Origin of the sequence: Paenibacillus polysaccharolyticus (assembly GCF_023714295.1) — a bacterium.
Lineage (GTDB): Bacteria > Bacillota > Bacilli > Paenibacillales > Paenibacillaceae > Paenibacillus > Paenibacillus polysaccharolyticus_A.
This window is the reverse complement of sequence record NZ_JAMAUN010000017.1, coordinates 63,825-86,360: the sequence shown is the minus strand read 5'-3', so window position 1 is coordinate 86,360 and position 22,536 is coordinate 63,825. Positions and strand designations below refer to the sequence as shown.

Sequence of the window (22,536 nt, the reverse complement as noted above, 5' to 3'; positions counted from 1 at the left end):
TCACCCGTCCGCCGCTAACCATCCGAGAAGCAAGCTTCTCTTCAAGTCCGCTCGACTTGCATGTATTAGGCATGCCGCCAGCGTTCGTCCTGAGCCAGGATCAAACTCTCCAATAAAGATGAATTTCACAGCGTGATTAAACGCGGTGGAACTCATCGGGGTATTGAAAAGAGCGATAAGCTCATTTTGAATCTGACGAGATTAAAAATCTCATTGTTGTTCCAGTCTTCATACAGCCAGATGGCATGTACCAAAAACCTTCACGTTATTCTGCAAGCAGAATATTTACTCACTCGTTGTTCAGTTTTCAAAGATCAAACACGATTGTTTTACTCTTCTCTTGTCTTCACCAACTTTCGGCGGCGACTTGAATAATGTAACACATTTCGTTCGTTTTCGTCAAGAACTTTTTTTGAATTACTTTTTAGAAACTTCAATGTTCCTCACTTTTCCTCAACTGAATTTGTCATTTTATGATGATTCACTCATTTGGGGGACGAAATATAATGTACCATAATCTCCAGATCAGAGTCAACACCTAAACATATAAATTATTAAACAAACAAAAAAGGAAGGTTTCCCCTCCTTTATACTTCACTTCTCAATGCAAGATTAATCAATCGGATCAGGTCTCGATCCAATAGCGAATTTCCCGACCTTCCCCTTCTAGTGAGGGCCATCCAGCTGATTCTTTTACTATAGAACGAAACACAAGTTTTCGAAGTACCAACGGCAGGTCCTTGCGCACGAATCTTAATTGAGGATGATGAACAAGTTCATTAATACTCCACGGCTCTTTTCGGCTTCTAATCACACGTAGCAGAAGTTCAGAGCATTCTCCCATTTTCGACATGACAGAAAACTCACAAGCGAGCAATACAAGCTCCACGCGCTGTTCCAAAGTCTCAGAACTTACCGTCAGTTCCTGATACAGCTTCCATAATGCACGATCTAATTGCTGCACATGAGTCCAGACGGCATGATCAGGGTAGATGCCCTGTTCAATAAGCACGATCCTTGCCCAGCTGCCCAGTGCCTCCAATGCATTGTAATAGGCATCCACAACGTGCCCCTGCTGGATATGACGCTTCGCCTCAACGTACATCCTCAGAAAACTGGTAAACTCGTGAAACAGTTTTTGCTCACGCAACTCGTTCCCGAACGAAGATAACTCTTCTCGCAAATCGCTAATCTGGTTGCCCGTTTCCCAGATAATCTCCCCTTCAATCAGGCATTGCATGAGATTATCATGTTCTCCCGTAACCGCAGTAATCTGTAAATCAGACTGGCTGACATAGATTAACTGATAACGAAGATCTCCGTATCTGTAATGTTCGACCGTTGACATCGATTGATCTGTGTTATGCACGATCAGTACCATCAAGTCAAAATCCTGGATCAGGGAGCCGTGGAATCGCTCTCCCGGGTGGGAATAAGCGATAGCCCCAACTGCCCCTGTCTCTTCCGACTGCTCGGACAAAAAAGCAAGGTTCTTTAATTCCACGATTCCCTCCATACAATTTATACAATTCATGGCAGTTTAGCGCCAAGTCAGTTATAATGTAATTCGACACGATATACAATGTTTCCTTCTTTTTCAGGTCAGATACTACTCATACGATAGGAGCATTTTTTATGATTTTTAAATCAGCAAAAATTAATGCTTTTCGCACTTGGGGATTGCTGTTAACCATGCTAGGAATGGGCCTAATGATACTCGGTACAGCCGGAATCGTGTTCTGGGGACATGCCGGAAAGGTCATCGCAGCGGTCGGCCTTGTAATCGGGCTTGTCGCCATGCTGGGCAGTTTGATCATTTATTTCTGGGCAGGCATGCTCTCAACCAGTGCTGTGCAGGTCGATTGTCCAGAATGCGGCAAGTTAACGAAGATGCTTGGTAAAACAGATCGTTGTATGTTCTGTCATACGATTCTTACAATGGACCCGAACAAAGCCAATACGATGAGTCCTCCTGTGGAACCAACTACTCCACCAGCCGCGCCTTCCAAGTAACTCACAAGTGCCTGGAAATCCATTAATGCTTTTTTGTCCATAAACCTTCACTGTACACACTTAAACTCTGATTCAACCTACAAGGTGGGTACAACGTATCCAGCGGTTTGTAGTGCATAGTTGCAGGTGTGCATGTTCTTAACACGTTCTGAAACAGTAGTCGTCCGTCAAAAAAGACCCGGTATCTATATCGGGTCCTTTTTTGATATGGCACATGATGAAAATAATAAGTTCGATGTATTATAATTTATTTAGAATAACCAGCCTCTTTGAGTGTTTCCCATGCCGATGCATTAGCAAAGCTTCTATTCCATGCAGCTACTCCGCCCAGTTTCAACGAAGAAATAAGATTTACCCGCGCTTGCAGGGATACTGCATCTTCGATCCAAATTTTTTTGACAGCACCATCTTCTTTATACTCTACATAGTTTTGTCCACTTGCTTGATCCAGAACGGGTTTGAGCTTCTTCTCTTTAATTAACTCCTGCACGGAATTCATACCTACCGCTTTGGAAGAAACTTTGATCTCTCCCTGCTCATTCGCTTTTTCAGTCCAAATCCGAGTATATAGAGGAACGGCCATAATAAGCTTGTCTGAAGGCACTTCATCTTCTTCCAGTATGCGGCGCATCGAGGATTCGGTCCATGGCAGGGAGGCAACAGAACCTGCTTTCGGACTGGCTGCCCAGTGCTCGTCATACGCCATCACGACAATATAATCGGCAAAAGCTCCTAATCCACGACGATCCAAAAACGCAGACCACATTTCACTATTTGATTTTGGCGTAACATCCACCGATAACATCAGGCCGTGAATACGAGCCATCGCCTTCATTTCACGTACAAACTGGGTAACATTTGCTCCATCTTTGGTATACACATTTTCAAAGTCGATATTAATACCATCTAGCCGGAACGTTTTAGCATAGTCCAGCATTTGTTCAATAATGTGTGTACGCTTGGCGTAGGTAGACAGCGCCTCCTTCGTAATGTCCGGATCGAAACTGTTATCCATTAATCCCCATACTTCCATCCCTGAACGCTTGGCCCAGTTCACATAGGCTTGATCTCCTTTGCTTTTCACTGAGCCATTGCCATCGGTAATATGGAACCATGTCGGGCTCACTACGTTTACCCCAGGCATCTTGCCAATGGAGCTTACGTCAGGCTGACGGTTGTAGACAGCTTCCCACACCAGATTAACCGGTTTATTTTTCCACTTCTTCTCCGCGGCAGTAGGTGTAAACTTCGGCATGTCTAGCGTCTTTTTCTCACCTAAAGCAAGATAATTATTACCTACATAACCGGCATAACCGTTATCCATCTGTACGAAGCTTTGATCTTTTCCCGTCTGCCACACACGCACTCTCGTATTCTGCTTCAGATCCGTGAGAATGGGGGACGACTCTTCTCCGCTCTTATACAACGGAACAGTCTGATCTTCTTTGGATGACAACGTATCAATCGTAGCATATTGGATCGTATCTCCACCGCGCATCAAAATAACTGCTCCTGTTGTCGGATCTTCCTGAACGGCCAGCCCGTATACCTCCTTCAACGGTTGAAGGGGAATATACGCCTCATTAGACTTTACCTCCGGCTTTACTTTCAGCAGATAATTTTGATGATTCAGTTCAGCCTGGGTACTGCCCTCTTTCATGTGCAGCACCCTCTGCGGAGAAGCGATAATGATATCCCCCGAGTCAGGTTCGTATCGTATTCCCGGATCTACCGTTTCTTGCAACACCTTCACGGGCAGTTTAAGCTGATCACTTGTGCCAGAAGCATCCTCATCCATAAGCTGTCCATCTACAAAAATAGGCTGATTTCTCCCGAGCCAATCCGGGTCCTCATAGACCTTATTCAACCATACGCTGGTAATAAGCCAATAGGCACCACCTGCCACCAAACATGCACCAAGTAACCCTGGCCAAAATGAGCGTCGTTTACGACGTGTATATTTGCTTTTTCTACCCAAACGACTACCTCCGTTAATTCCATAGATGATGGTAAACATCCCAAAAACATTGGATATCTTCACATGGATGTTTTTCTCAAAACTCTGTATAAATAAAAAACGTGAAGAATCCAAACTGAATTCCACACGTTAATATTGTAAATCATCTCTATTGATGCCTGCAACTTTTGCACACACCATATACTTCCAATCGGTGACCGTGTACTTCAAATCCCGTGCTTGACTCAGCCTGAAGCTCTACACTCTTTAACGACGGATAGCTGAAGTCCTCAATCTTGCCACACTGGTCACATATCACATGATAATGATCCGTCACATTGGCATCAAAACGGCTTGAATTATCTCCGTAAGTTAGCTCCCGAACCATACCGGCTTCCAGAAACATTTTCAAATTGTTATATACGGTCGCCACGCTCATACTAGGGAATTGGGGTTCGAGTGCCTTGTAAATCTCATCGGCTGTCGGATGTCCCATCGATTCCATCAAATAGTTTAATATGGCATGACGCTGGGGTGTAATACGGACACCGGTCGTTTTGAGCTGCTCCAACGCATGTTGGACACGTGTTGCCATAAAGCCCACCGCCTTACCTTTCATTCTCTGTTTGAAGAAAAATAAACCTTTCGCCTTCATACAAAGTATAATATACCGGCTATACACAACGACAAATGCTCTTTCACGTCATGTAACCTTGCCAGTGTACATTTATTGTACGGCGATTGCAAGTTTATTGTCAACGCGGCGATGCAGGAACTTCGGTTGTATCCTCTTCGGAATTTTGGCCTTCATCCGTCGTTTGTTGTCCTTCCCCATTCGTATCCACAGACTCTTCCAATATGGATTCTTGTGTAGAAACTGCCGGATTACGCTCTACCGTAAGATCACTATTCCCTTCAATTTTGATTCTGTATTCTCCCTCACCCAATTGCCCTTCAATCGTTTTGTTTTTGACGTCGAACGGCATATCCGTCTTCAAATCCCCGTAACTGCTGGAGCCCGACAGACTATAATCACCACGTTCAGGGATCACAACGTTAATCGCTCCGACTGCACTATATACATCCCAATCTCCACCGACTTTAGCGGAAACAATGTTAATACTGCCATTCAGGGACTGAGCTTTCACACCAAGATTAGCACCATCAAGTGTAATATTGCCATTCCGGGTTTCAGCTGAAAACTCGCCGAAAGAGTCTGTAATGCTGACATTTCCCACTTGCGTGGTTAAATCTACATCTCCCGAAACACCGCGCGCTTTCATATCGCCACGGTTGCTATCCATGTCCACGTTCCCTATAGCATTCGCTACGATTACGTCCCCGTTTAGCGTTTTCCCCGTGATATCGCCAACCGCATTCGTAATCCGAATCCGTCCATTGCCTGTCTCGGCAAGAATGGTCTTGATAGCTTCAGGACGGTTTAACAAAATGGCACCATTCGATGTGCGGATATCCAGATTGAAACGGCGATCGTCTGGAATGGTGATCATCATGTTCATGCGTGGTTGCGTTTTTTCATTTTCACCATACGCTTTACCTGTCGCTTTAATATGAATGACCTTATCCCCTTCCGCTTCTACAAAAGAAGCCGCGGCTACTGCCTTGGCCTGGACTTCAGATGCTTGGTCGACCCAGACAACGGTATTCACTTTAATCTCATCCGTATCTCCCCGCTGGATTGTTATATCTCCGTTCACACCTTCGACCACGATATCCGAAGTATCCATACGGACAGGAACTCCGATCGTGACCTTATCTTCCTTATAACCGGCAGCCTGACTGTAGTCCATTGAGGCAGCTCCCAGATTAAGACTGACGCGGTTCCACAGATGCATGTAGTGATCCTGTTCTGTCACAATAAATACAGAAGCGGTTAGAATCAAAGAGGCCAGAATGCCTTTGGCATCCGGTCTAAAACGTGCTTTCGGGCGCTCATCGGGCGGGGACAAACGATCTAAATCTCGTTTACTTCTCACTCGTGTCCACAGGAACAATACAATCCATTCCACACCCAGAGCCACAAGCAAAAATGGCCACCAATCCACGAATTCGTAGAGGTAGTCTGTGCCCCACTGTTTATCCATCATGAGCAGTACACCGACAGTAGCTATTAGAGCAGCAGCCGTAAAACGTCCTACCCTGATTTTGCGGTTCATTCTTTCCTCTCCTTCCGTCCATATCCGTACCCTATATTTTCTTCTTACGCAACATAACCCAAAATTCCCGGCCGAATAGCAATAAGCCGCCTGCGATCAACAGAATAGCAAAAGAATATCCTCCGTACATCGCAATCAGCTCTTGAAACCAACGTGGTTTACGGAAAAACAGCACCATCAGTGAACCTCCCACAATTAACAGAAGGCCAAACGAAATGCCACGTTCCCACACCATCATTCGATCCCGCTCAGATCGTTCGCCAACTAGCCGCTTGTCCATATTGCCTTGCGTTACAGCGCGGCGCCTGCGCAGCATAACCCAATCAGCTGATTGCAATACGTCATATACGTTGTAGAAATAAATCACCGGAATACAAAGAGCCAGCAAGATCAGTAAAGGTACATTGATCTGTATGCCGATGGACGAGAAGTATAACAGAGCGGACAAATCAAGCAAAACAAGCAAAATAAAAGTCAATCCGCGCATGTACAGACGCAAATAAATATGTCCCAGGCCCGGAACAATGGCACTTAAAAGCCCCGCAATAAACTTATGTGTTTTATTCCGCACCTTCTTGGGTTTCCTAGTCTTTCTTCTTGCGCGATCTGTATAGCCCTTCCCCTTCTTCATAACATGCTCCTTTCTACGAAAAATGACCGTTACCTCTCATCATGCATTTGGTTAGATAGTACCCTAAAGCGCCTGAAGAGTAACTGGAATAAAAATGGATATTAAGAAAAACCCTCTGCGATGCCAGCGCTCAGAGGGTTGAAATTCCTTTATTCAATCGACACTTTGGTCATGTGTTCCCACTGTCTTAACTTGGAGACAATCTGTATTGTCTTAAAGTCATGCGGCACTTGCACATGTAGTACAATTTCTATTTTCCGCTCAACGGATACGACTTCTGCAAAAGCCAAATCCGGTTCATTCACGGTAATCTTGCGAACTCTGATCTTTTCCTGTTCCATAAAAGACGAGACGTTCTCTAATGTCCCTGGTTCGGACAAGGTATGAAGGGTAATGACATGCAACTTATTGCCGCGCAAATACCTCAACTCTAATTTGTTAAAAACCCAAAGATTTAAGAGTACCAGCACAGTGGATACGATGGAGGCAAAAAAGAATCCAGCCCCTGCAGCAAGACCTATCGCCGCAACCACCCAGATCGACGCTGCGGTTGTAAGTCCCGTAATGGACTTCCCTGTGAAGAGAATCGTACCTGCGCCTAAGAAACCGACACCGGTAATTACTGCTGTTGCGAGACGCGCAGGATCGATCCGCACGTTTAATTCATGTGCAAAATCTTTAAAACCATAAATAGACAGCATCATAATCAGCGCTGATCCGAGACATACCAAAATATGAGTCCGTAGTCCGGCAGCATGATTGGAACGCTCACGTTCCAGACCAACAAGTCCACCAAGCAGCATAGCCAGCAATAAACGAAGCAAAATATGCCATTCATCAATAAACCAAGGATTGCTCAACGTTCTAGTTCCCCCTCTAAGTTGTTCACATGCTTAAAGTTTATTCTTATGAAATGTTGTTAATTCCACTCCAGGTGCGATCTCTGCAGCATCCACCGGCTTAAAACCAAACTTCATATATAGATTCACTGCAGCTGTATTTAGCGTTCCTGTAGAAACGATGTAGCGAGGCAGATCGGGATGTAGTTCAAAAACATGTTTCATTAATGAGGCCGCAATCCCTTTGCGAAAGTGGCTGGGATGTACCATCATACGTGTGATGGTTAGTGTGTCCCGTTCTTCCTCCATCACAGCCACTGCGCCAAGCAACTCTCCATCCTGCTTATCCACACATCCGTAAAATGTTTCCCCGCAGTTCTGTAATGTTTCCACCGTATCAAGCAAAGGTGGAATGTCTTGAAATCCGATAATCTTTGCTTCCAATCGGTAAGCCATATGTTGCAACCTCCACAATTGGGCCAACATATCTTCATCACGTAGTGACAATGTTTGAATACTCATGGTTAAGCACAACTCCTCCGTATCAGACTTCATAAACCGTTAAAACCTAAATAACACGGTGCGTCAGAATTTTTTATACCAAAAAAGAGGCTGTCACAGGGACGAGCCTCTTTCTGTCCGACCTCACTGGAAGGATTAGCGGTTCAATACATCTGCGAGCAGTTGATTAGCAAGGGCCGGATTCGCCTTGCCTTTACTTTCTTTCATAACCTGACCTACGAGGAAACCGATGGCTTTTTGTTTGCCAGCCTTGTAATCCTCGACAGATTGCGGATTGTTCGCAACGACCTGCTCAACAATGGCGAGGATGGCTCCTTCGTCACTGATCTGCACAAGTCCTTTTTCTTCCACGATCTGTTGCGGGAGTTTGCCGCTCTCCAGCATTTCCTTAAATACGGTTTTAGCGATTTTGCTGTTGATGGTGCCTTTCTCCAGCAATCCGATCATCTCACCGAGTCCTTGCCCTGTCAGCGGAACTTGGGTTACCTCAAGGTTATTGGTGTTGAGGTACCCGAGCAAGTCACCCATAATCCAGTTGGACACCGATTTGGCATCCTGGGTATATTTCAGACTGTCTTCAAACAAGTCTGCGATTGCTTTGGATGAGGTGATGACCTCGGCATCATAACTTGGCAAGCTATAATCTTCAGTGTACCGGGCTTTACGCTGATCCGGCAGTTCAGGAATTGAAGCTCTGATGCGTTCCTTCCATTCGGCATCAATATGCAGTTTTACCAGATCCGGGTCTGGGAAATAACGATAGTCATGCGCTTGCTCTTTGCCACGCATCGACAAGGTTTTGCCCTGAGCTTCATCCCAGCGGCGCGTCTCTTGAACAACTTCTCCGCCGTCATCGAGAATTTCGGCTTGACGATATTGTTCATATTCCAGACCACGCTGTACACCACGGAAGGAGTTCATGTTTTTGAGCTCCGCCCGAGTGCCCAGTTTCTCCTGACCATGTGGACGCAAGCTGATGTTGGCATCGCAACGAAGTGACCCCTCTTCCATCTTCACATCAGAAACATCACAGTACTGCATGATCGCACGAAGTTTTTCCAAATACGCACGCGCTTCTTCGGGAGAAGAAATCTCGGGTTCGGATACAATCTCGACCAGAGGAGTTCCGACACGGTTAAAGTCCACAAGTGAGGCATAACCACCATCTACGTGTGTGAGCTTTCCTGCATCCTCTTCCAGATGCAAACGCGTGATACCGATTCGTTTTGTTTCGCCGTTGACTTCAATATCAATCCAGCCATTCTCGCCAATCGGCTGATCAAATTGTGAAATCTGATACGCTTTAGGTGAATCCGGGTAGAAGTAGTTTTTACGGTCAAACTTGCTGACATCGGCGATTGTACAGTTGAGAGCCATTGCGGCTTTCATCGCATAGTCAACGGCCTGACGGTTCAGCACAGGCAATACGCCCGGGTGTCCGAGACAGACCGGACAGGTGTGTGTGTTAGGCGGAGCTCCAAAAGCGGTGGAGCAGCCACAGAAAATTTTGGAGTTGGTATGCAACTCCACGTGGACTTCGAGTCCAACGACCGTTTCATATTTAGATGCGGACATTTCTTATTACCTCCGTTCCGGGCAGTCTACAGCTGCGGACGCTGCTTGTGGAATGCTGTATTTTGTTCATACGTATGCGCTACGCGCAGTACGGTTGTTTCATCAAAAGCTTTACCGATAATCTGCAAACCAACAGGCAGTCCGTCTGCGAATCCGCAAGGAATGCTGACCGCTGGAACACCCGCCAAGCTGACTGGAATCGTCAGAATGTCGTTCAGGTACATCGTAAGCGGATTGTCTACCTGAGACCCCATCTTAAATGCCGTTGTAGGTGCAGTAGGCCCGATAATCACGTCATATTTGGCAAAAACATCATCGAAGTCCTGTTTGATCAATGTGCGTACTTTCTGAGCTTTCAAATAATACGCATCATAGTAACCGGAGCTAAGTGCATAGGTTCCGAGCATAATACGCCGTTTTACTTCCGGACCAAAGCCCTGACTTCTGGACTGGTGGTACAGATCCAGCAAATTCTCCGGATTGTCCGCACGCACACCGTAACGTACACCGTCAAAACGAGCCAAGTTGGAAGAAGCTTCAGAAGAAGCAAGCAGGTAATAGGTAGCTACTGCATATTCGGTATGCGGCAGAGACACTTCTTCCCATGTCGCTCCAAGACCTTCTAGCACTTGAAGTGCAGCAAGAACTTTCTCTTTTACTTGCGGGTCAACGCCTTCACCGATATATTCCTTCGGTACGGCAATGCGCAATCCCTTGACATCACCTGTCAGTCCGCTCAAATAATCCGGGATATCCACCTTGGCAGATGTCGAATCTTTGGCATCATAACCGGCAATGGCTTGCAATACATAAGCAGAATCTTCTACATTTTTGGTCAAAGGTCCGATTTGGTCGAGGGATGACGCAAAGGCCACCAAGCCAAAACGGGAAACCAGTCCATAAGTAGGCTTTAAACCGACAATTCCGCAATAGGAAGCAGGCTGACGAATAGAACCGCCCGTGTCTGATCCAAGTGTGAAATACGCTTCTCCCGCAGCAACCGCTGCAGCAGAACCGCCTGAAGAACCACCAGGAACACGATCAAGTGCCCATGGATTGTGCACAGGTGAGAAGCTGGAGTTCTCGTTGGAACCACCCATGGCAAATTCGTCCATATTCAGTTTACCCAAGGTTACGGTATCCGCTGCTTTGAGCTTCTCGACAACGGTTGCATCATACACCGGGTCGAAATTACGAAGGAACTGACTTCCGCAAGTCGTACGCAGTCCGTTCGTCACGATGTTATCTTTGATACCTACCGGTAAGCCAAACAGCAAACCCTTCTCTTCACCACTGACAAGTCGGTCATCGAGCTGACGAGCGCGTGCGCGTGCGTTCTCCTCGTCCAGTGTCAAATAAGCCTTCACTTTGTCGTCATGCGCGCCGATATTCTGATAAGCCTGATCCACCAGATCACTGACCGATAGTTCTTTGGCGTGCAGCTTGTTATGTAACTCAGGCAACGATTGTTCAAATAAACTCACAGTGCTTGTCCTCCTTCCAATTATCCTATTCCATCACAGCAGGCACTTTAAACTGCCCGTCTTCTTCATCTGGTGCGTTGTGCATCACCTGTTCTATGGACAGGCTTTCCTTGGTTTCATCCTCACGCATCACGTTGCTGACATGTAAAACGTGAGTTGTTGGCTCAATATTGTCCGTGTCTAGCTCGTTCAGCTTCTCTGCATATTTTAAGATCGCGTTCAGCTGACCTGTCAGCGTCTGTTCTTCTTCAGCAGTTAAATTAAGCCGAGCCAGCTTGGCTACATGCTGAACGTCATTGTTCGAAATACTCATTACCGGATGCCTCCTTCAATCGTTCTGTGCCTGAGACAAACCTGCAAACGAAGCGTTCGTTTAACGGGCTAAAGTCCCAAGATAACTTTTCTAATTATAGGTGAGATAGTTCGACAATTCAATGCAAATGCAAAAAAGGAGCCGGCATCAGCCGACTCCTGAAATTCTAATCCTTAAATCCATGCACGCAGATTAACCTGCTTTATAAAATCCGCCTGGGACATCACATCATTCGCGGTTTCTTCTTCCTCTTCCACAACTAGAGGTTCACCGTTCATCAGATGATGAAACAGCTTCTCATTATGTGTCGCAAGGGCGTAATCTATCAACGCTTCTCGCTCGACCCGCTCAGCTTCCTGCTTCAGCAGAACCTCTTCCAGATCGACGTCGCCGGATGGAACAAAAAAGTTCCGATTAACCAGCGGCACTCGAAGCACGTAATCGAACGCATTGTCCGGATTCCGGTCATAAGCGATGATGTATCCATATTCCCCCACAGGAAGATTTTGCTCAAACGCATCCGCGACGATGACAACCTTCTCTCCTAATCGCAGCATCGTCTAACCTCCTGGTAGTCTATCATTCATATTTATTTGTATAGTCTACTAGAAAAGAATAACGATGTCTAGGAATACTAGATTTAAACAACATATTTGTGCAAAATCTTTTGGAGTTTTCCTCATGACAACCCCGATCGTTCCCATATCATCTGTTATGTTCACTTCTTACTTCTTGCTGTGTCGTTTCATGTCTGTACGAATGACAACTAACCAGTAAATTAACAGTGGACCTGGAACACTAGTAATGCCCCACAATCCCCATAACCAAGGAAAACGACCTCGTTTACGTGCGTCCAGAAAAATCCAGGTTCCTTGAAACAACAACAGAAGCGCAAGGAATACAAGCAAAACCGGAGGAATCTCTGCTAACGAATAATGCAATCTATTCATGATGCATCGTCTCCTTCCGATGCCGGACCAACCATAATGCAGCTGCTATAACTGCAATGACTGTGCCCAGAACTTGTATACCCAAATACACGGCAGGAGAAGAAACAAACAACAACGTCGCCAGTGTAATTACCATCAATGCGACAAGCCAGAAACAGATGATCTCAACCAGATTGGCTCTGCGCTTGATACGTCTTTGTTCCCTTACACGGGATTCGAGTGTTGCCAAGGATGGAATATCAGCAGGTTCACAGACATCATCCAGTGCTTTCATAGACTGTTGTAATCGCTGTACGATTTCCTGTTCCTGTGATTCATTCGATCTGCTCATGTTATTCCAGCTCCTTTCTTAATTGACGGAGACCATAAGCTGTCCGAGACTTTGCTGTTCCGGCAGGTATGCCTAACATATCGCCGATCTCATCGTAACTATAACCATAATAATGTTTCAGCAGCACAGTAACACGATGCTCAGGGGTTAGCCTCGTCATCGCGTCCATCACATCTGTCCATTCCTCGTTTCGACTTTCGAGTTGCCAGCGAAAACGACGGATTGCCTGATGGCGGATCAGGTCAAGCCAGCCCTGCTCCCTCTTTTTTCGCCTGATTCTGTCAATGTAGATACGGGTTCCGATGGTGATCATCCATGATGAAAACGCTGATGTACCATCATAACGCCGAATATTTTCCATACAGCGAATCATGGTGTCCTGCACAATCTCTTCAGCCAGATTAGGATCCATCGTAACTTTTACAAGATATTTATAAACAAACGAGTAATGTCGCTGTAGTAGTGATGCAAGTGCACTATCATCGCCTTCTGCCGCTCTGCGCACTTCCTCCAATTCAGCTGTTCTCATCATGATGATCACCCGCTTCCTGTTCAATCTAAAGGTAATACGATAGTCTCCGCTCAAACGTTCAACGCTAAATGAAATGTTTTTTGGGAAGGGCTTTGCATTTTCAATTTCGAGTAATATGAATACGACAATTTCCCGGGCAATCAGACTCCATTTCGGTAATCTTGCAGTTTGTCGAACCACCGCTGATCACGGGCTCCGTTCTGCAACACATGACTGGACCATATATTTTGCTGGAAGTTGAGGTCTGGTTTAGTGCGATCTAATTTAGAATACCGCTGCTCAGAGCTGCCTTGCTTTGCTTTTCTTAAAATGGAATGATCTGAGTCAGTATAAGGATGACCTACACTCCAACGGGAAAGTTTATTTCTATGAATTGGACTCAAACTGCTATTAGGTATGTATGCTTTCTGATGAACCGCTTCCTTAATAACGGAATTCATGACGGAATGTAATTGAAGTCGTCGATCATCAAGACATGTGTATTCTGGCTGTTGCGGCTGAAACATGTTTATTTTCTCCACATCGTTCTCCCTCACTCTCGCTTATGAATATTTATTCCTTATATTCTTCTAAATCCAGCTAAAAAAGGCTGAAAACAAAAAAAGAACGCAAACCGGGTATAGACCACAGTCTGCGTGCTTCGCAAGTTAGGTATTTCTATTCAACGCTTTAGTTAAGTGATGCCTTAACGCTTGTAATAACTAATTGCTATTCTAATGAAAAAGCTGACACTTGTCCAGACTTAATTCATATATTCTGTCGAATTATCTGGCAGGAACGTAAGGATTATTCTGTTTCTCATATCCTATCGTTGTTTTGGGACCATGTCCCGGATATACCTTAACCTCATCCGGGAAACGATACAACTTATTCTGAATGGAGTCCACCAGATCGCGTTCACGTCCACCTGTGAGGTCCGTTCTGCCTACGCCCATGCGGAACAACACATCTCCAGCAAACAGATCATTTTCGCAAAGGAGACTGACACTCCCTGGAGAATGTCCTGGCGTATGGTATACCTGAAACGTGTGACCAATCAATTGCAGCTTCTGACCTTCATCCAAGGCAAACTCTGCCGGATTCGCCGTGATTGGTGGTGTGACTTGCGGCCAATTCAACGACCCGTTCAACTTGGCCGTAGTCAGCCAGTCACTTTCCAGATCATGCAAGTAGACGGGACAGCCCTTCAGCTTACGAATCTCCTCCACACCGCCGATATGATCGAAATGAGCATGGGTCAGAAGAATCGCTTCAATCTCCAGATCTTGAATAGCCTTGAGTAGCGGGCCAGGATTCATGCCTGGGTCAACAATAACAGCTTTACCCGGGTCCTCGCCCTGTAACAGGTAGGCATTGGTTTGCAACGGCCCGAGCGTAAATGTACGAATGTTAAGCATATGAATTAAAAACCCGAAATCAGTTCACGCAGCTCACGAATGACCACTGCATGGGACTCCGTTCCTTCCCCATAACGTTTCAAAATCTCTTTGCGCGCTTCGGCCATGTTGTCTTGGTAGTCTGCAGCTTCACGATCAGGATTCAGTCGTTTGAACTCGACCATGACCTCTTGTACGTGTTGTGGGCGCGGCCCCCATTGACCAAGCACATGTCCGCCTGTATCTGCTACGATCACAATCGGCACAGAACGGCCACCCATCGTCAGGAATTCATCCATCACATCCGGATGATTTTCCATAATCAGAACTTCAGTCGGAATGCCTGAAATCTCCAGCGCTTGAAACACAACCGGGATATTGCGCACAACGTCACCACACCAATCTGCGGCCAGAATCAGCACACGAAGGTCGTCACGATAGTTCAGACTTTCAAAGAACTCACGATCCTCTTCGCTTGCCCAGACAAAGCTGTCATAGTTCGCCTGAAATTCACTTTGATTTTTGGTCATACTTGCGATAAATTCCTTCGGAGGCAAGCCTTTACCGAATTTGTGAGACAAGTTAGGTTTGGACATTACTTCACACTTCCTCTCTTTTTACGTACATTCATCCATTTGATAACAACATAAATAATCATAAGAGCAAGCGCGACAAGCAAGATCGGCGTAATAAAGGGAGCCGCTTTCTCGTCTACATGCTTCCACTGATCTCCAAGAATCATTCCTAAATATATAAACAATGCAGTCCAAGGTATAACAGCGAGTGTGGTCAGCAGGATGAATTTGCCTGTGTGCATTTTCGTGATGCCAGCCGGAATCGAAATCGCATGTCTTACGACTGGAACAAATCGTGCTGTGAAAATAACACCTGTCCCATACTTGCGGAACCACTCTTCGGAATGATCGATGTGTTTTTTCTGGATCAATATGTATTTACCGTAACGTTCAAGTACAGGTCTGCCACCATAACGGCCAATCCAGTAAATAAACAGCTGAGCCAGCACTCCGCCCACTGTACCAAAAATCATCGCACCGAAGAAGTTAATGTTATGCTGAGAAACGAGAAAACCGCCATATGCCAGCACAATCTCACTTGGAATAACCTCCAGCATTAACCCAAGCATGATGCCGAAGTATCCAAGACTTTGAATCCAGTCGAATAATTGGCTGACAATACTATGGATAACGTCCATTTCAACCCTCTTTCTTTTTCCTGAATGGCGGTGCTCTATCGCACCATGGATGTTCGTCCTTATTTTATCACAGCCCCCTGAACGTGGCTACTTGCGAGAACGGGACAGTGTCCTGAGGGCCTTGCTCCGCATATGGTATGGGGAGAGGAGTGTGGGAACGTGTCATTTAAATCCACGCCCGGGTCTCCCCCGGTCAAGCATAAGCAATCCGGACAACAATTGCCCTCTGCCCGAGGCATTCGCCGCGCCTGCAGTAAGGAATTATACCGGACCGCCAAGAGGTTGAAACTGTACATCTCTCCAGAACGTATGAAGCAGGCCGAGGAAAAATACTACGCCAAAGTTATTGCAAATCTGCTCTGGATTGGAGAAAACCGCAATGACCGCAAAAAACTGTGCGAATGGTGGAATACCGAAGTCAGCGCAGATATTGCTGCGCTCTGGGAGGTTGAAGTTGAACCGCTGAAAGAAGCATTCAAACACGCCTTTGGTGGTTACCGTCTGTAGAAAAGTTTGAACAGGCCGGCGAAAGCATTCTCGTCCGCCTGTTCAAGACCTACTTAGATAAGCAAAAGCAACCCGCAGCAATTCTGTGCAAATTCTCTGCTGTCAACGAAGATGAAGGATGCAATTGAAAACGACGATCGTTACGCATTCGTTCTGTATTTACCTGTGATGCCAACTCTTTGTAACGTTCATATATTTCTATTCCTAGCGCCGCAGTCTTTTGGGCTTGTCGGACTTTTCCTTCTGAAATCTCACGCATCGTCGCCTGTTCCATCCAGTAGAGCACCGTTCTCTGGGTTATAGCATCATAACGATTAAGGGTAATGGCTGAAATGAAATATTCCCCCGCTTGCTCCCCTTCTCCGGATTTGGCTTCTAATCGGCCAAGCTCCACATAGAGGTCAGAATTACCAGGTGAACGGGACAAGCTGTTCAATAAGATGAGTTTGGCTTCCGCTTGAGGCAGCGTACGCGCAAGGGAAATAGCCAAATCAGGCCGACTTGGATTCAAACGATGTGCTGATTGAAGATACTGGATACTCGCTGTTGTTCCCATTGGCTCAGTGAGTGCGTGACGATATTGCATATCTGCCCATGCGTAACGTGCTGTGATCCAGACGGTACTTCCCAGCCAGCATGTAAGCATAATTACGACTGCATATCGTTTGACGTGGCCTGATATGACGTAAGAAAATGAAGTACGAGTCCAGGTACGGATGTAGCTACAAACGTAGGCATAGATGTGGGTCTGAGCACTGTGATTCGTAAGACAGTGTTGATGCGATGAGACTGGCCCCGCTTCTATTCTCAGCGCAACCGTCCATGCCGCGAGCCAGATGAAGAGCATCCAGCTGAGCATATAACTCCAGTCAAAGTCCACGATTCCATGCAGGACGAAGACAAGCACAGCCGGCAGTAGCCGCGGTGCGAAGCGGCGGATACTGCGCAGGGTGAAGTATATCCACCCTGCAATCAGCGCGACGCCGAGCAGGCCTGTATCCACGGCCAGGTCGAGCAGCCCGCTGTGAACCTCGCCGCCGACATACGGCGAGGATTGGATGGCGCGGAACAAGTTGCGCCATGTATCCCCCCCGTGGCCGAGCCATGCGGCCTCGGTCCATAACCGCAGGGCATCCCGCCACAGGTCCAAGCGGGATGCCCCTGTGCCGACACCCGCCGCGAAACGTTCGGCGGTGGAGGCTGCGGCCAGCAGTGCGGCGGCGATGCAAGCCAGCACGGTGGCCGCGATAGCAGTGGCGCGCCCGGCTAGGCCGCCGCTGTGCCAGAGACGGCACAGCAGCAACGTGCCGAGCAGCGCAGCTGCCCATGCCCCGGCCAGTGCCAGAAGGCCAGGCACGGGTGCAGGCGCCAGCTGGGCAGCAGCCAGCTGGCGGTAGAGCCAGGCCGCGCACGCCAGGGGCGCGGCTAAGGCAAGCAGCAGCGGCAGGCGGGCACCGCGCCGCTGCAACAAGGCGGCGGCCGCGGCACAGCCGGCCGCAAGCCAGGCGCCGCGCGACTCGCTCAGCAGGAGCGCGGCTTGCGCGGGCATGAGCGGCAGCACCGCCGCGAAGAGCCGGCGTGCCGGGACGGCTCGCCCGGCCAGCACCCCCGCGGCGGCCGTCAGCCGCTCCAATGCGTACATGCCAACAACGGCACCGTACGCATTGGGATACTGCAACAATCCGCCGAGCCGCGCACCGGCGGAGCTGATCTCGGGGTCAGTTGTCCGCATGACCCCGTGGGGCAGCGGCAGCACACCGCACACGGCTAAAATGCCGCTTAGCACAAGCACGCCGCCTGCCAGCTGCCAGCCAAAGGCCAGCCAGCACACACCACCCTTACTCGCTGCCAGCAACACAGCGAGCAGAGCAAACATCGCGAGCAAGCTCCAGCGCAGCATCTCATGGATACTGCCCTGCGTGCTTACCGAGCCTGCCCAAGCATGCAGGGCATAACACACCATGATTGCCAAAGGAAACCCTACATGCACTAAATCTACGACTCCCAGCCGAGTAGATTCTGACCTAACGGAGACGATGCCATCATTTTCCCTTTTCAGGACGACACGGACATACACCACAAGAAAGAACAGCATGACAACACCCGTCATCAGAATAACGGGGTACAGGTCGGCCGAATGGAACAATCCTCTTCGCAAACATCCTGCCAGCAATATAGCTGCCATGCTTAAACCTAAGACTACGATCCACCATCTGGATTCATAATTACGCTTCTCACTACCCTTACTCCCCATTTCAATCTCACAACTGGACGCTGGACCCCGATGCCCGGAGATCAAGAAACGGCGTGGACTGGCTATACCGTTATATGTATTGTGATGAGCTGTGAAATAGCACCCATTTTTCAGAGGGTGACTTGTGCCCGCATTCATACGCGCACCTATGAATTCTGATCGGTTAGAGGCTCCCTCTTTAATCTCTCTTCTCCCATTCAGAAAGTTCTGATGTTGATCTACATTTCCTACCTGCCCATTCTGATTTGCCTCCCATGCACCCAGATCTGTATGTAGCTCTCTGTCCTTCACCCCGTTCCCTCCTTCCTTCATTATTCGAAAAATAAAATAAGGCAGAAGAATCCCTCTTCGGGTCCTTCTGCCTTGGTTTACACCCTCGCCTATAGATCGGTTTATGATCTATATCGGCAACCGTAACTTAACGGGATTCGGATGCAATATGCACAGATTTATTTTAATCATTCATTCCCTTAACCATCATGAACTTGTTCACGTATCCTGCGGACATCCATTGGCATCCTATATCTTGCACATTAAGTAAAGCGACCCTGGTAACAGTATGTCCTCTTATTCTTGTATGCAGACCAGTCGTGCACGAAACATCCCTACTTTGGTTCTTCTTATGTTTTCTTTTGAACCCTTTCTCATCCACTACCTGCATGCCAAACATTAGTGAAGATTACACTTCGCAGACCGCTCTAAGTTTTCCCTGTCCACTTTCCCACCAGTTATGCTTCCTTCAACCGGTAGCAGATCCGCACAAGCACGTTCCAGATATGGATCGGCATGAATGAAATCACGGAATGCCGTGTATTCATCCCACATGTCCTTCACTTGACCGGCTTGACCGCGAACGGCGCGAATCAGAATATTTTTCGGTGTATTCTCCAGATCAATGAATTCGAGCAACTGTGTTTTATATCCCATAATATCCAGCAGTTTGGCGCGAATCGCATCTGTTGCCAGTGCGGAGAAACGCTCCTTCAGAATGCCATGGGACAGAAGCGGGTTCATCACCGAAGATTCGACCTGATCATATAGCTCATGCTGACAGCAAGGAACCGACAGAATGACAGAAGCTCCCCAGCGCACTGCTTTCTCTATTGCCGCATCCGTCGCCGTATCACAAGCATGGAGAGTAACAACCATATCCACTTCGTTCAGTTCATCATAATCCGCAATGTCACCAACGAGGAATTTCAGATCACCGTAATGCAAACGTCTGGCCAGATCATTACAGTGTTCAATAACATCCGCCTTTAGATCCAGACCGATGATGTTAAGCGAACGTCGCTGTTGTACGGACAAATAATGATACAGGGCAAAAGTCAGATACGACTTCCCGCAGCCAAAATCTACAATCGTCAGTGGACGTCCTTCCGGCAGATGAGCAATAACATCCTGCACCATCTCAAGGAAACGGTTGATCTGCCTGAACTTATCGTACTTACGTGCAAGCACACGTCCTTCCTCGTTCATAATCCCAAGTTCAACGAGGAAAGAAACTGGAACGCCCTCTTCAAGTACATATTGCTTTTTGCGATTATGGGACAGATCCACCGCTGTTTTGGATGGGGATTTGGTCAAAATCGATACTTTATATTTTTTGCTGATCAAAATTTGATAATCCGCATCTGCCGTACACAGCAATCCCTGACGGAACGTCTCTTCACACAACAAAGTCATACGCTCCAGCGCTTCAGCCGGGGTCAAATTCTCATGCAGCACTTTATTCGCATAATGAAAAGCAAACTGGTAATGAAGCTGATTCTTCAGCGTAACCGGCTTCACCTGCACTTTGGTAAACGAGACATTGTCCCGTCTGCGCAGCTGACTCCAGGTCGCCGTAATCAGCGAGTTCTGTTCAAAAATATCTTGTATAAGCTTTCGCAACGAATCCACGGGGTACATCTCACTTTCGATTTGGTTTGGTCAACCGTTACCATACCATAATTCTGTTCCCTCTCCAAGTGAAGAGCTACGCTCCATGGTTCAATCATCAGTTATTTTAAACGTTCGGCATTCGTTCGGTTATTCTTCTGTTACAGATAAGTAGGAAGTGGAATTATACATCTTTATGTGCTTAACCATTTAACTGCTGGCGTTTCGTTTCCAGCACTGTAATCTGTACCAGCCCTTCTTCGACCTCAGCTCGCGGCAAACCGCCCTGTTCAAGCTGCTCATCCGTAAGTTCCGTCAACCTCTTATAAAATGCTCGCGCATCCTCCTCGTACTGCACCGGATAATCCGCACCAAGATGCATCAGTCTGTACCAACCATTCTCCGCCGCATCATATCGGCCCTCTTGCTCCCGATATAACGCAAGTTGCTTCTCCGTTCGCGCAGGAAGTTCATATCCTTTAATTTGCCCTATAATTCCTTCTATACGGTCAGGCACCTGTAACAATTCGCGATTAGCACCATGATTCTGGGCATACAGATAAAAATGTAACGCTCGCATTAAACGAACAAGCGCCGCATCCTCTGCTTCCATTTTCTCCTCATCATCGATGCCTTCGACTCTGGCTTTCTCGTGATAGATGTATGCTTCTTCCTCGATCAGTCTCGCCGCTTGCTGCAGATTGTCCACCTCAATGATGCCGCGAAAACGAAACATCTCGATTACATCCTCTGCGGGCAGAGAGTTCAGCAAATTGAGATTCATGCCAAATTGTCTGCGCATTAACTCATCCAGTTCAGATAAAGCCTCCGTATGTTTACGTTGCTGTCTAAGCGTAAAAGCCTTGCCAATTGCCTCGGTCATTTCCTCCATCATGCGGAGCAGATAATCCTTCCTGAACATCGGTGCGCCCCCTTATATCTTCACTCATTTATCGCATACTTTATATCGCGTATTCATATGATTTATTTTAATTCATGCCGTGAAAAAAAGCGAAAGTCCTGCTCTCCTGCTTCCGAAGCCGGTCAGCAAACACATCAAAGCCCCTGCTTGTCCATATGGACACACAGGGGCTGCATATACAAACTCGATTGAGTGATCTTATGGTTAGTCAGACAATCCCGCCATAAACTGTTGAATCACCTGAATCAATTGTTCCGGCGCTTCATACATACTCATATGTCCTGCACCTGCAATGGTGGCCTGCATAATATGAGGCTTGTCACTCGTAAAAGTACGTTCTGGTGGAATCAGCCCATCCTTCTCCCCTGCTACAAGTAATACTGGAAGCGGTGTGGCAGACAATACATCACGGCGATCTGGACGTTCACGCATAGCCAGTGCCGCGCCAACCGCACCTTGAGGGGCAGTTTGATACCCAATTTCCTTAACACGATTCACATGTGCCGACATCGATTCAATATGCTCTGGAGCGAACAGACCAGGTACCAGCCCGTCCACAAAATTCACAATGCCTTCGGTCTGAATCGTAGATACTGCACGCAAACGTTTCTCCTTCGCTTCGTCGCCGTCCGGATACGCTGTGGAATGGATCAAACCGAACGCGTTGAGTCGCTCCGGATGGTGCTGTGCAATGGAGAGTGCAATATATCCGCCCATGGAATGTCCCAGAATCACTGCTTTTTCCACGTCTAACTCATCGAGCAATTGCAACACATCGTTGCCCATCTGTTCAATGGTGTAACTGCCTACAGGTGCATCCGTTTTGCCGTGCCCACGCAGATCAGGTACGATACAACGATAGCTGCGGGCCAGCTCCGGTACTACTTCATCCCAATAGGATGAACTACCGCAGTAACCGTGAAGCAGTACAAGCGCTTCTCCCTTACCCTGCTCAGCATAACAAATCGTTGTTCCATCACACATCACTTTTTCCATATTAATCCCTCTCTCTGCGCGAATGTAATATTTCAGGTTGTATATTATTAAGCATTCATCTCA

At 47.2% G+C, this 22,536-nt stretch carries 23 protein-coding genes and 1 rRNA gene; 2 read left to right on the top strand and 22 right to left on the bottom strand.

From position 1 onward, the window contains the following. Both M3629_RS26895 and M3629_RS26890 read right to left on the bottom strand, forming a co-directional pair. Positions 1 to 116, bottom strand: a 16S ribosomal RNA gene (locus M3629_RS26895); the annotation flags it as partial. 509 nt (positions 117 to 625) lie between these two features. Next, positions 626 to 1,504 carry a nucleotidyltransferase-like protein gene (locus M3629_RS26890; RefSeq protein ID WP_251511901.1) on the bottom strand — a complete coding sequence of 293 codons (879 nt, stop codon included), beginning with the start codon at positions 1,502 to 1,504 and terminating at the stop codon, positions 626 to 628. 131 nt (positions 1,505 to 1,635) lie between these two features. Between M3629_RS26890 and M3629_RS26885 the strand changes: the two genes are divergently transcribed. Further along, positions 1,636 to 2,013, top strand: a complete 378-nt coding sequence (locus M3629_RS26885) for a DUF2614 family zinc ribbon-containing protein (protein ID WP_090924511.1) — start codon at positions 1,636 to 1,638, stop codon at positions 2,011 to 2,013. A gap of 247 nt (positions 2,014 to 2,260) precedes the next feature. On the opposite strand, the gene M3629_RS26880 is transcribed toward M3629_RS26885, so the two are convergent. The 16 genes from M3629_RS26880 to M3629_RS26805 all read right to left on the bottom strand — a co-directional run bounded on the left by M3629_RS26880 (position 2,261) and on the right by M3629_RS26805 (position 15,913). Beyond that, complete coding sequence (locus M3629_RS26880; RefSeq protein ID WP_251511886.1) at positions 2,261 to 3,991, bottom strand: glycosyl hydrolase family 18 protein; 1,731 nt, start codon at positions 3,989 to 3,991, stop codon at positions 2,261 to 2,263. Positions 3,992 to 4,139: 148 nt separating this feature from the next. Continuing rightward, the gene (perR, locus tag M3629_RS26875; protein ID WP_090924521.1) at positions 4,140 to 4,565 is read right to left on the bottom strand and encodes a peroxide-responsive transcriptional repressor PerR; all 426 of its coding nucleotides are present in this window, start codon (positions 4,563 to 4,565) and stop codon (positions 4,140 to 4,142) included. A gap of 160 nt (positions 4,566 to 4,725) precedes the next feature. Next, positions 4,726 to 6,147: a DUF4097 family beta strand repeat-containing protein gene (locus tag M3629_RS26870; protein ID WP_251511868.1), complete on the bottom strand. Its 1,422-nt coding sequence runs from the start codon at positions 6,145 to 6,147 to the stop codon at positions 4,726 to 4,728. A 31-nt stretch (positions 6,148 to 6,178) separates the two neighbouring features. Next, entirely contained in the window at positions 6,179 to 6,778 is a 600-nt protein-coding gene (locus M3629_RS26865) for a hypothetical protein (RefSeq protein WP_251511867.1), read from the bottom strand. Positions 6,779 to 6,927: 149 nt separating this feature from the next. Further along, positions 6,928 to 7,638: an MgtC/SapB family protein gene (locus M3629_RS26860; protein WP_251511865.1), complete on the bottom strand. Its 711-nt coding sequence runs from the start codon at positions 7,636 to 7,638 to the stop codon at positions 6,928 to 6,930. Positions 7,639 to 7,671: 33 nt separating this feature from the next. Further along, the gene (locus M3629_RS26855; RefSeq protein WP_251511863.1) at positions 7,672 to 8,139 is read right to left on the bottom strand and encodes a GNAT family N-acetyltransferase; all 468 of its coding nucleotides are present in this window, start codon (positions 8,137 to 8,139) and stop codon (positions 7,672 to 7,674) included. A 135-nt stretch (positions 8,140 to 8,274) separates the two neighbouring features. Beyond that, complete coding sequence (gatB, locus tag M3629_RS26850) at positions 8,275 to 9,714, bottom strand: Asp-tRNA(Asn)/Glu-tRNA(Gln) amidotransferase subunit GatB (protein WP_251511861.1); 1,440 nt, start codon at positions 9,712 to 9,714, stop codon at positions 8,275 to 8,277. 26 nt (positions 9,715 to 9,740) lie between these two features. Then, on the bottom strand, positions 9,741 to 11,198 hold the full coding sequence (gene gatA / locus M3629_RS26845) for an Asp-tRNA(Asn)/Glu-tRNA(Gln) amidotransferase subunit GatA (protein WP_251511860.1): 1,458 nt from the start codon (positions 11,196 to 11,198) through the stop codon (positions 9,741 to 9,743). A gap of 25 nt (positions 11,199 to 11,223) precedes the next feature. After that, entirely contained in the window at positions 11,224 to 11,511 is a 288-nt protein-coding gene (gatC, locus tag M3629_RS26840; protein ID WP_090924504.1) for an Asp-tRNA(Asn)/Glu-tRNA(Gln) amidotransferase subunit GatC, read from the bottom strand. Between the two features lie 173 nt (positions 11,512 to 11,684). Then, positions 11,685 to 12,068, bottom strand: coding sequence for an ATPase (locus M3629_RS26835; protein WP_145334911.1), 384 nt, complete (start codon positions 12,066 to 12,068; stop codon positions 11,685 to 11,687). A 168-nt stretch (positions 12,069 to 12,236) separates the two neighbouring features. After that, positions 12,237 to 12,461: a hypothetical protein gene (locus M3629_RS26830; RefSeq protein ID WP_090924502.1), complete on the bottom strand. Its 225-nt coding sequence runs from the start codon at positions 12,459 to 12,461 to the stop codon at positions 12,237 to 12,239. Continuing rightward, positions 12,454 to 12,792, bottom strand: coding sequence for a YxlC family protein (locus M3629_RS26825; RefSeq protein ID WP_251511858.1), 339 nt, complete (start codon positions 12,790 to 12,792; stop codon positions 12,454 to 12,456). The genes M3629_RS26830 and M3629_RS26825 overlap by 8 nt, the downstream gene beginning before the upstream one ends. Before the next feature lies 1 nt (position 12,793). Next, complete coding sequence (gene sigY, locus M3629_RS26820; RefSeq protein WP_353056783.1) at positions 12,794 to 13,324, bottom strand: RNA polymerase sigma factor SigY; 531 nt, start codon at positions 13,322 to 13,324, stop codon at positions 12,794 to 12,796. Positions 13,325 to 14,088: 764 nt separating this feature from the next. Beyond that, positions 14,089 to 14,721, bottom strand: coding sequence for an MBL fold metallo-hydrolase (locus tag M3629_RS26815; RefSeq protein WP_145334902.1), 633 nt, complete (start codon positions 14,719 to 14,721; stop codon positions 14,089 to 14,091). A gap of 5 nt (positions 14,722 to 14,726) precedes the next feature. Further along, a complete protein-coding gene (locus M3629_RS26810) occupies positions 14,727 to 15,296 on the bottom strand; it encodes a thioredoxin family protein (protein WP_251511857.1) in 570 nt (189 codons plus the stop codon). Beyond that, on the bottom strand, positions 15,296 to 15,913 hold the full coding sequence (locus M3629_RS26805; protein ID WP_090924497.1) for a DedA family protein: 618 nt from the start codon (positions 15,911 to 15,913) through the stop codon (positions 15,296 to 15,298). Before M3629_RS26805 ends, M3629_RS26810 begins: the two co-directional genes overlap by 1 nt. A gap of 159 nt (positions 15,914 to 16,072) precedes the next feature. Here M3629_RS26805 and M3629_RS26800 point away from each other — a divergent pair, with 159 nt between their 5' ends. Beyond that, positions 16,073 to 16,420, top strand: coding sequence for a dehydrogenase (locus M3629_RS26800; protein ID WP_251511855.1), 348 nt, complete (start codon positions 16,073 to 16,075; stop codon positions 16,418 to 16,420). A gap of 49 nt (positions 16,421 to 16,469) precedes the next feature. On the opposite strand, the gene M3629_RS26795 is transcribed toward M3629_RS26800, so the two are convergent. The 4 genes from M3629_RS26795 to M3629_RS26780 all read right to left on the bottom strand — a co-directional run bounded on the left by M3629_RS26795 (position 16,470) and on the right by M3629_RS26780 (position 22,473). After that, positions 16,470 to 18,674 (bottom strand): O-antigen ligase family protein, encoded by a 2,205-nt coding sequence (locus M3629_RS26795; RefSeq protein WP_251511854.1) that lies wholly within the window; start codon positions 18,672 to 18,674, stop codon positions 16,470 to 16,472. A 669-nt stretch (positions 18,675 to 19,343) separates the two neighbouring features. Next, positions 19,344 to 20,585, bottom strand: coding sequence for a class I SAM-dependent methyltransferase (locus tag M3629_RS26790; protein ID WP_221788313.1), 1,242 nt, complete (start codon positions 20,583 to 20,585; stop codon positions 19,344 to 19,346). Positions 20,586 to 20,757: 172 nt separating this feature from the next. After that, on the bottom strand, positions 20,758 to 21,477 hold the full coding sequence (locus tag M3629_RS26785) for a DUF6483 family protein (RefSeq protein ID WP_251511852.1): 720 nt from the start codon (positions 21,475 to 21,477) through the stop codon (positions 20,758 to 20,760). A gap of 204 nt (positions 21,478 to 21,681) precedes the next feature. Next, positions 21,682 to 22,473 carry an alpha/beta fold hydrolase gene (locus M3629_RS26780; RefSeq protein ID WP_251511850.1) on the bottom strand — a complete coding sequence of 264 codons (792 nt, stop codon included), beginning with the start codon at positions 22,471 to 22,473 and terminating at the stop codon, positions 21,682 to 21,684. Positions 22,474 to 22,536 lie beyond the last annotated feature (63 nt).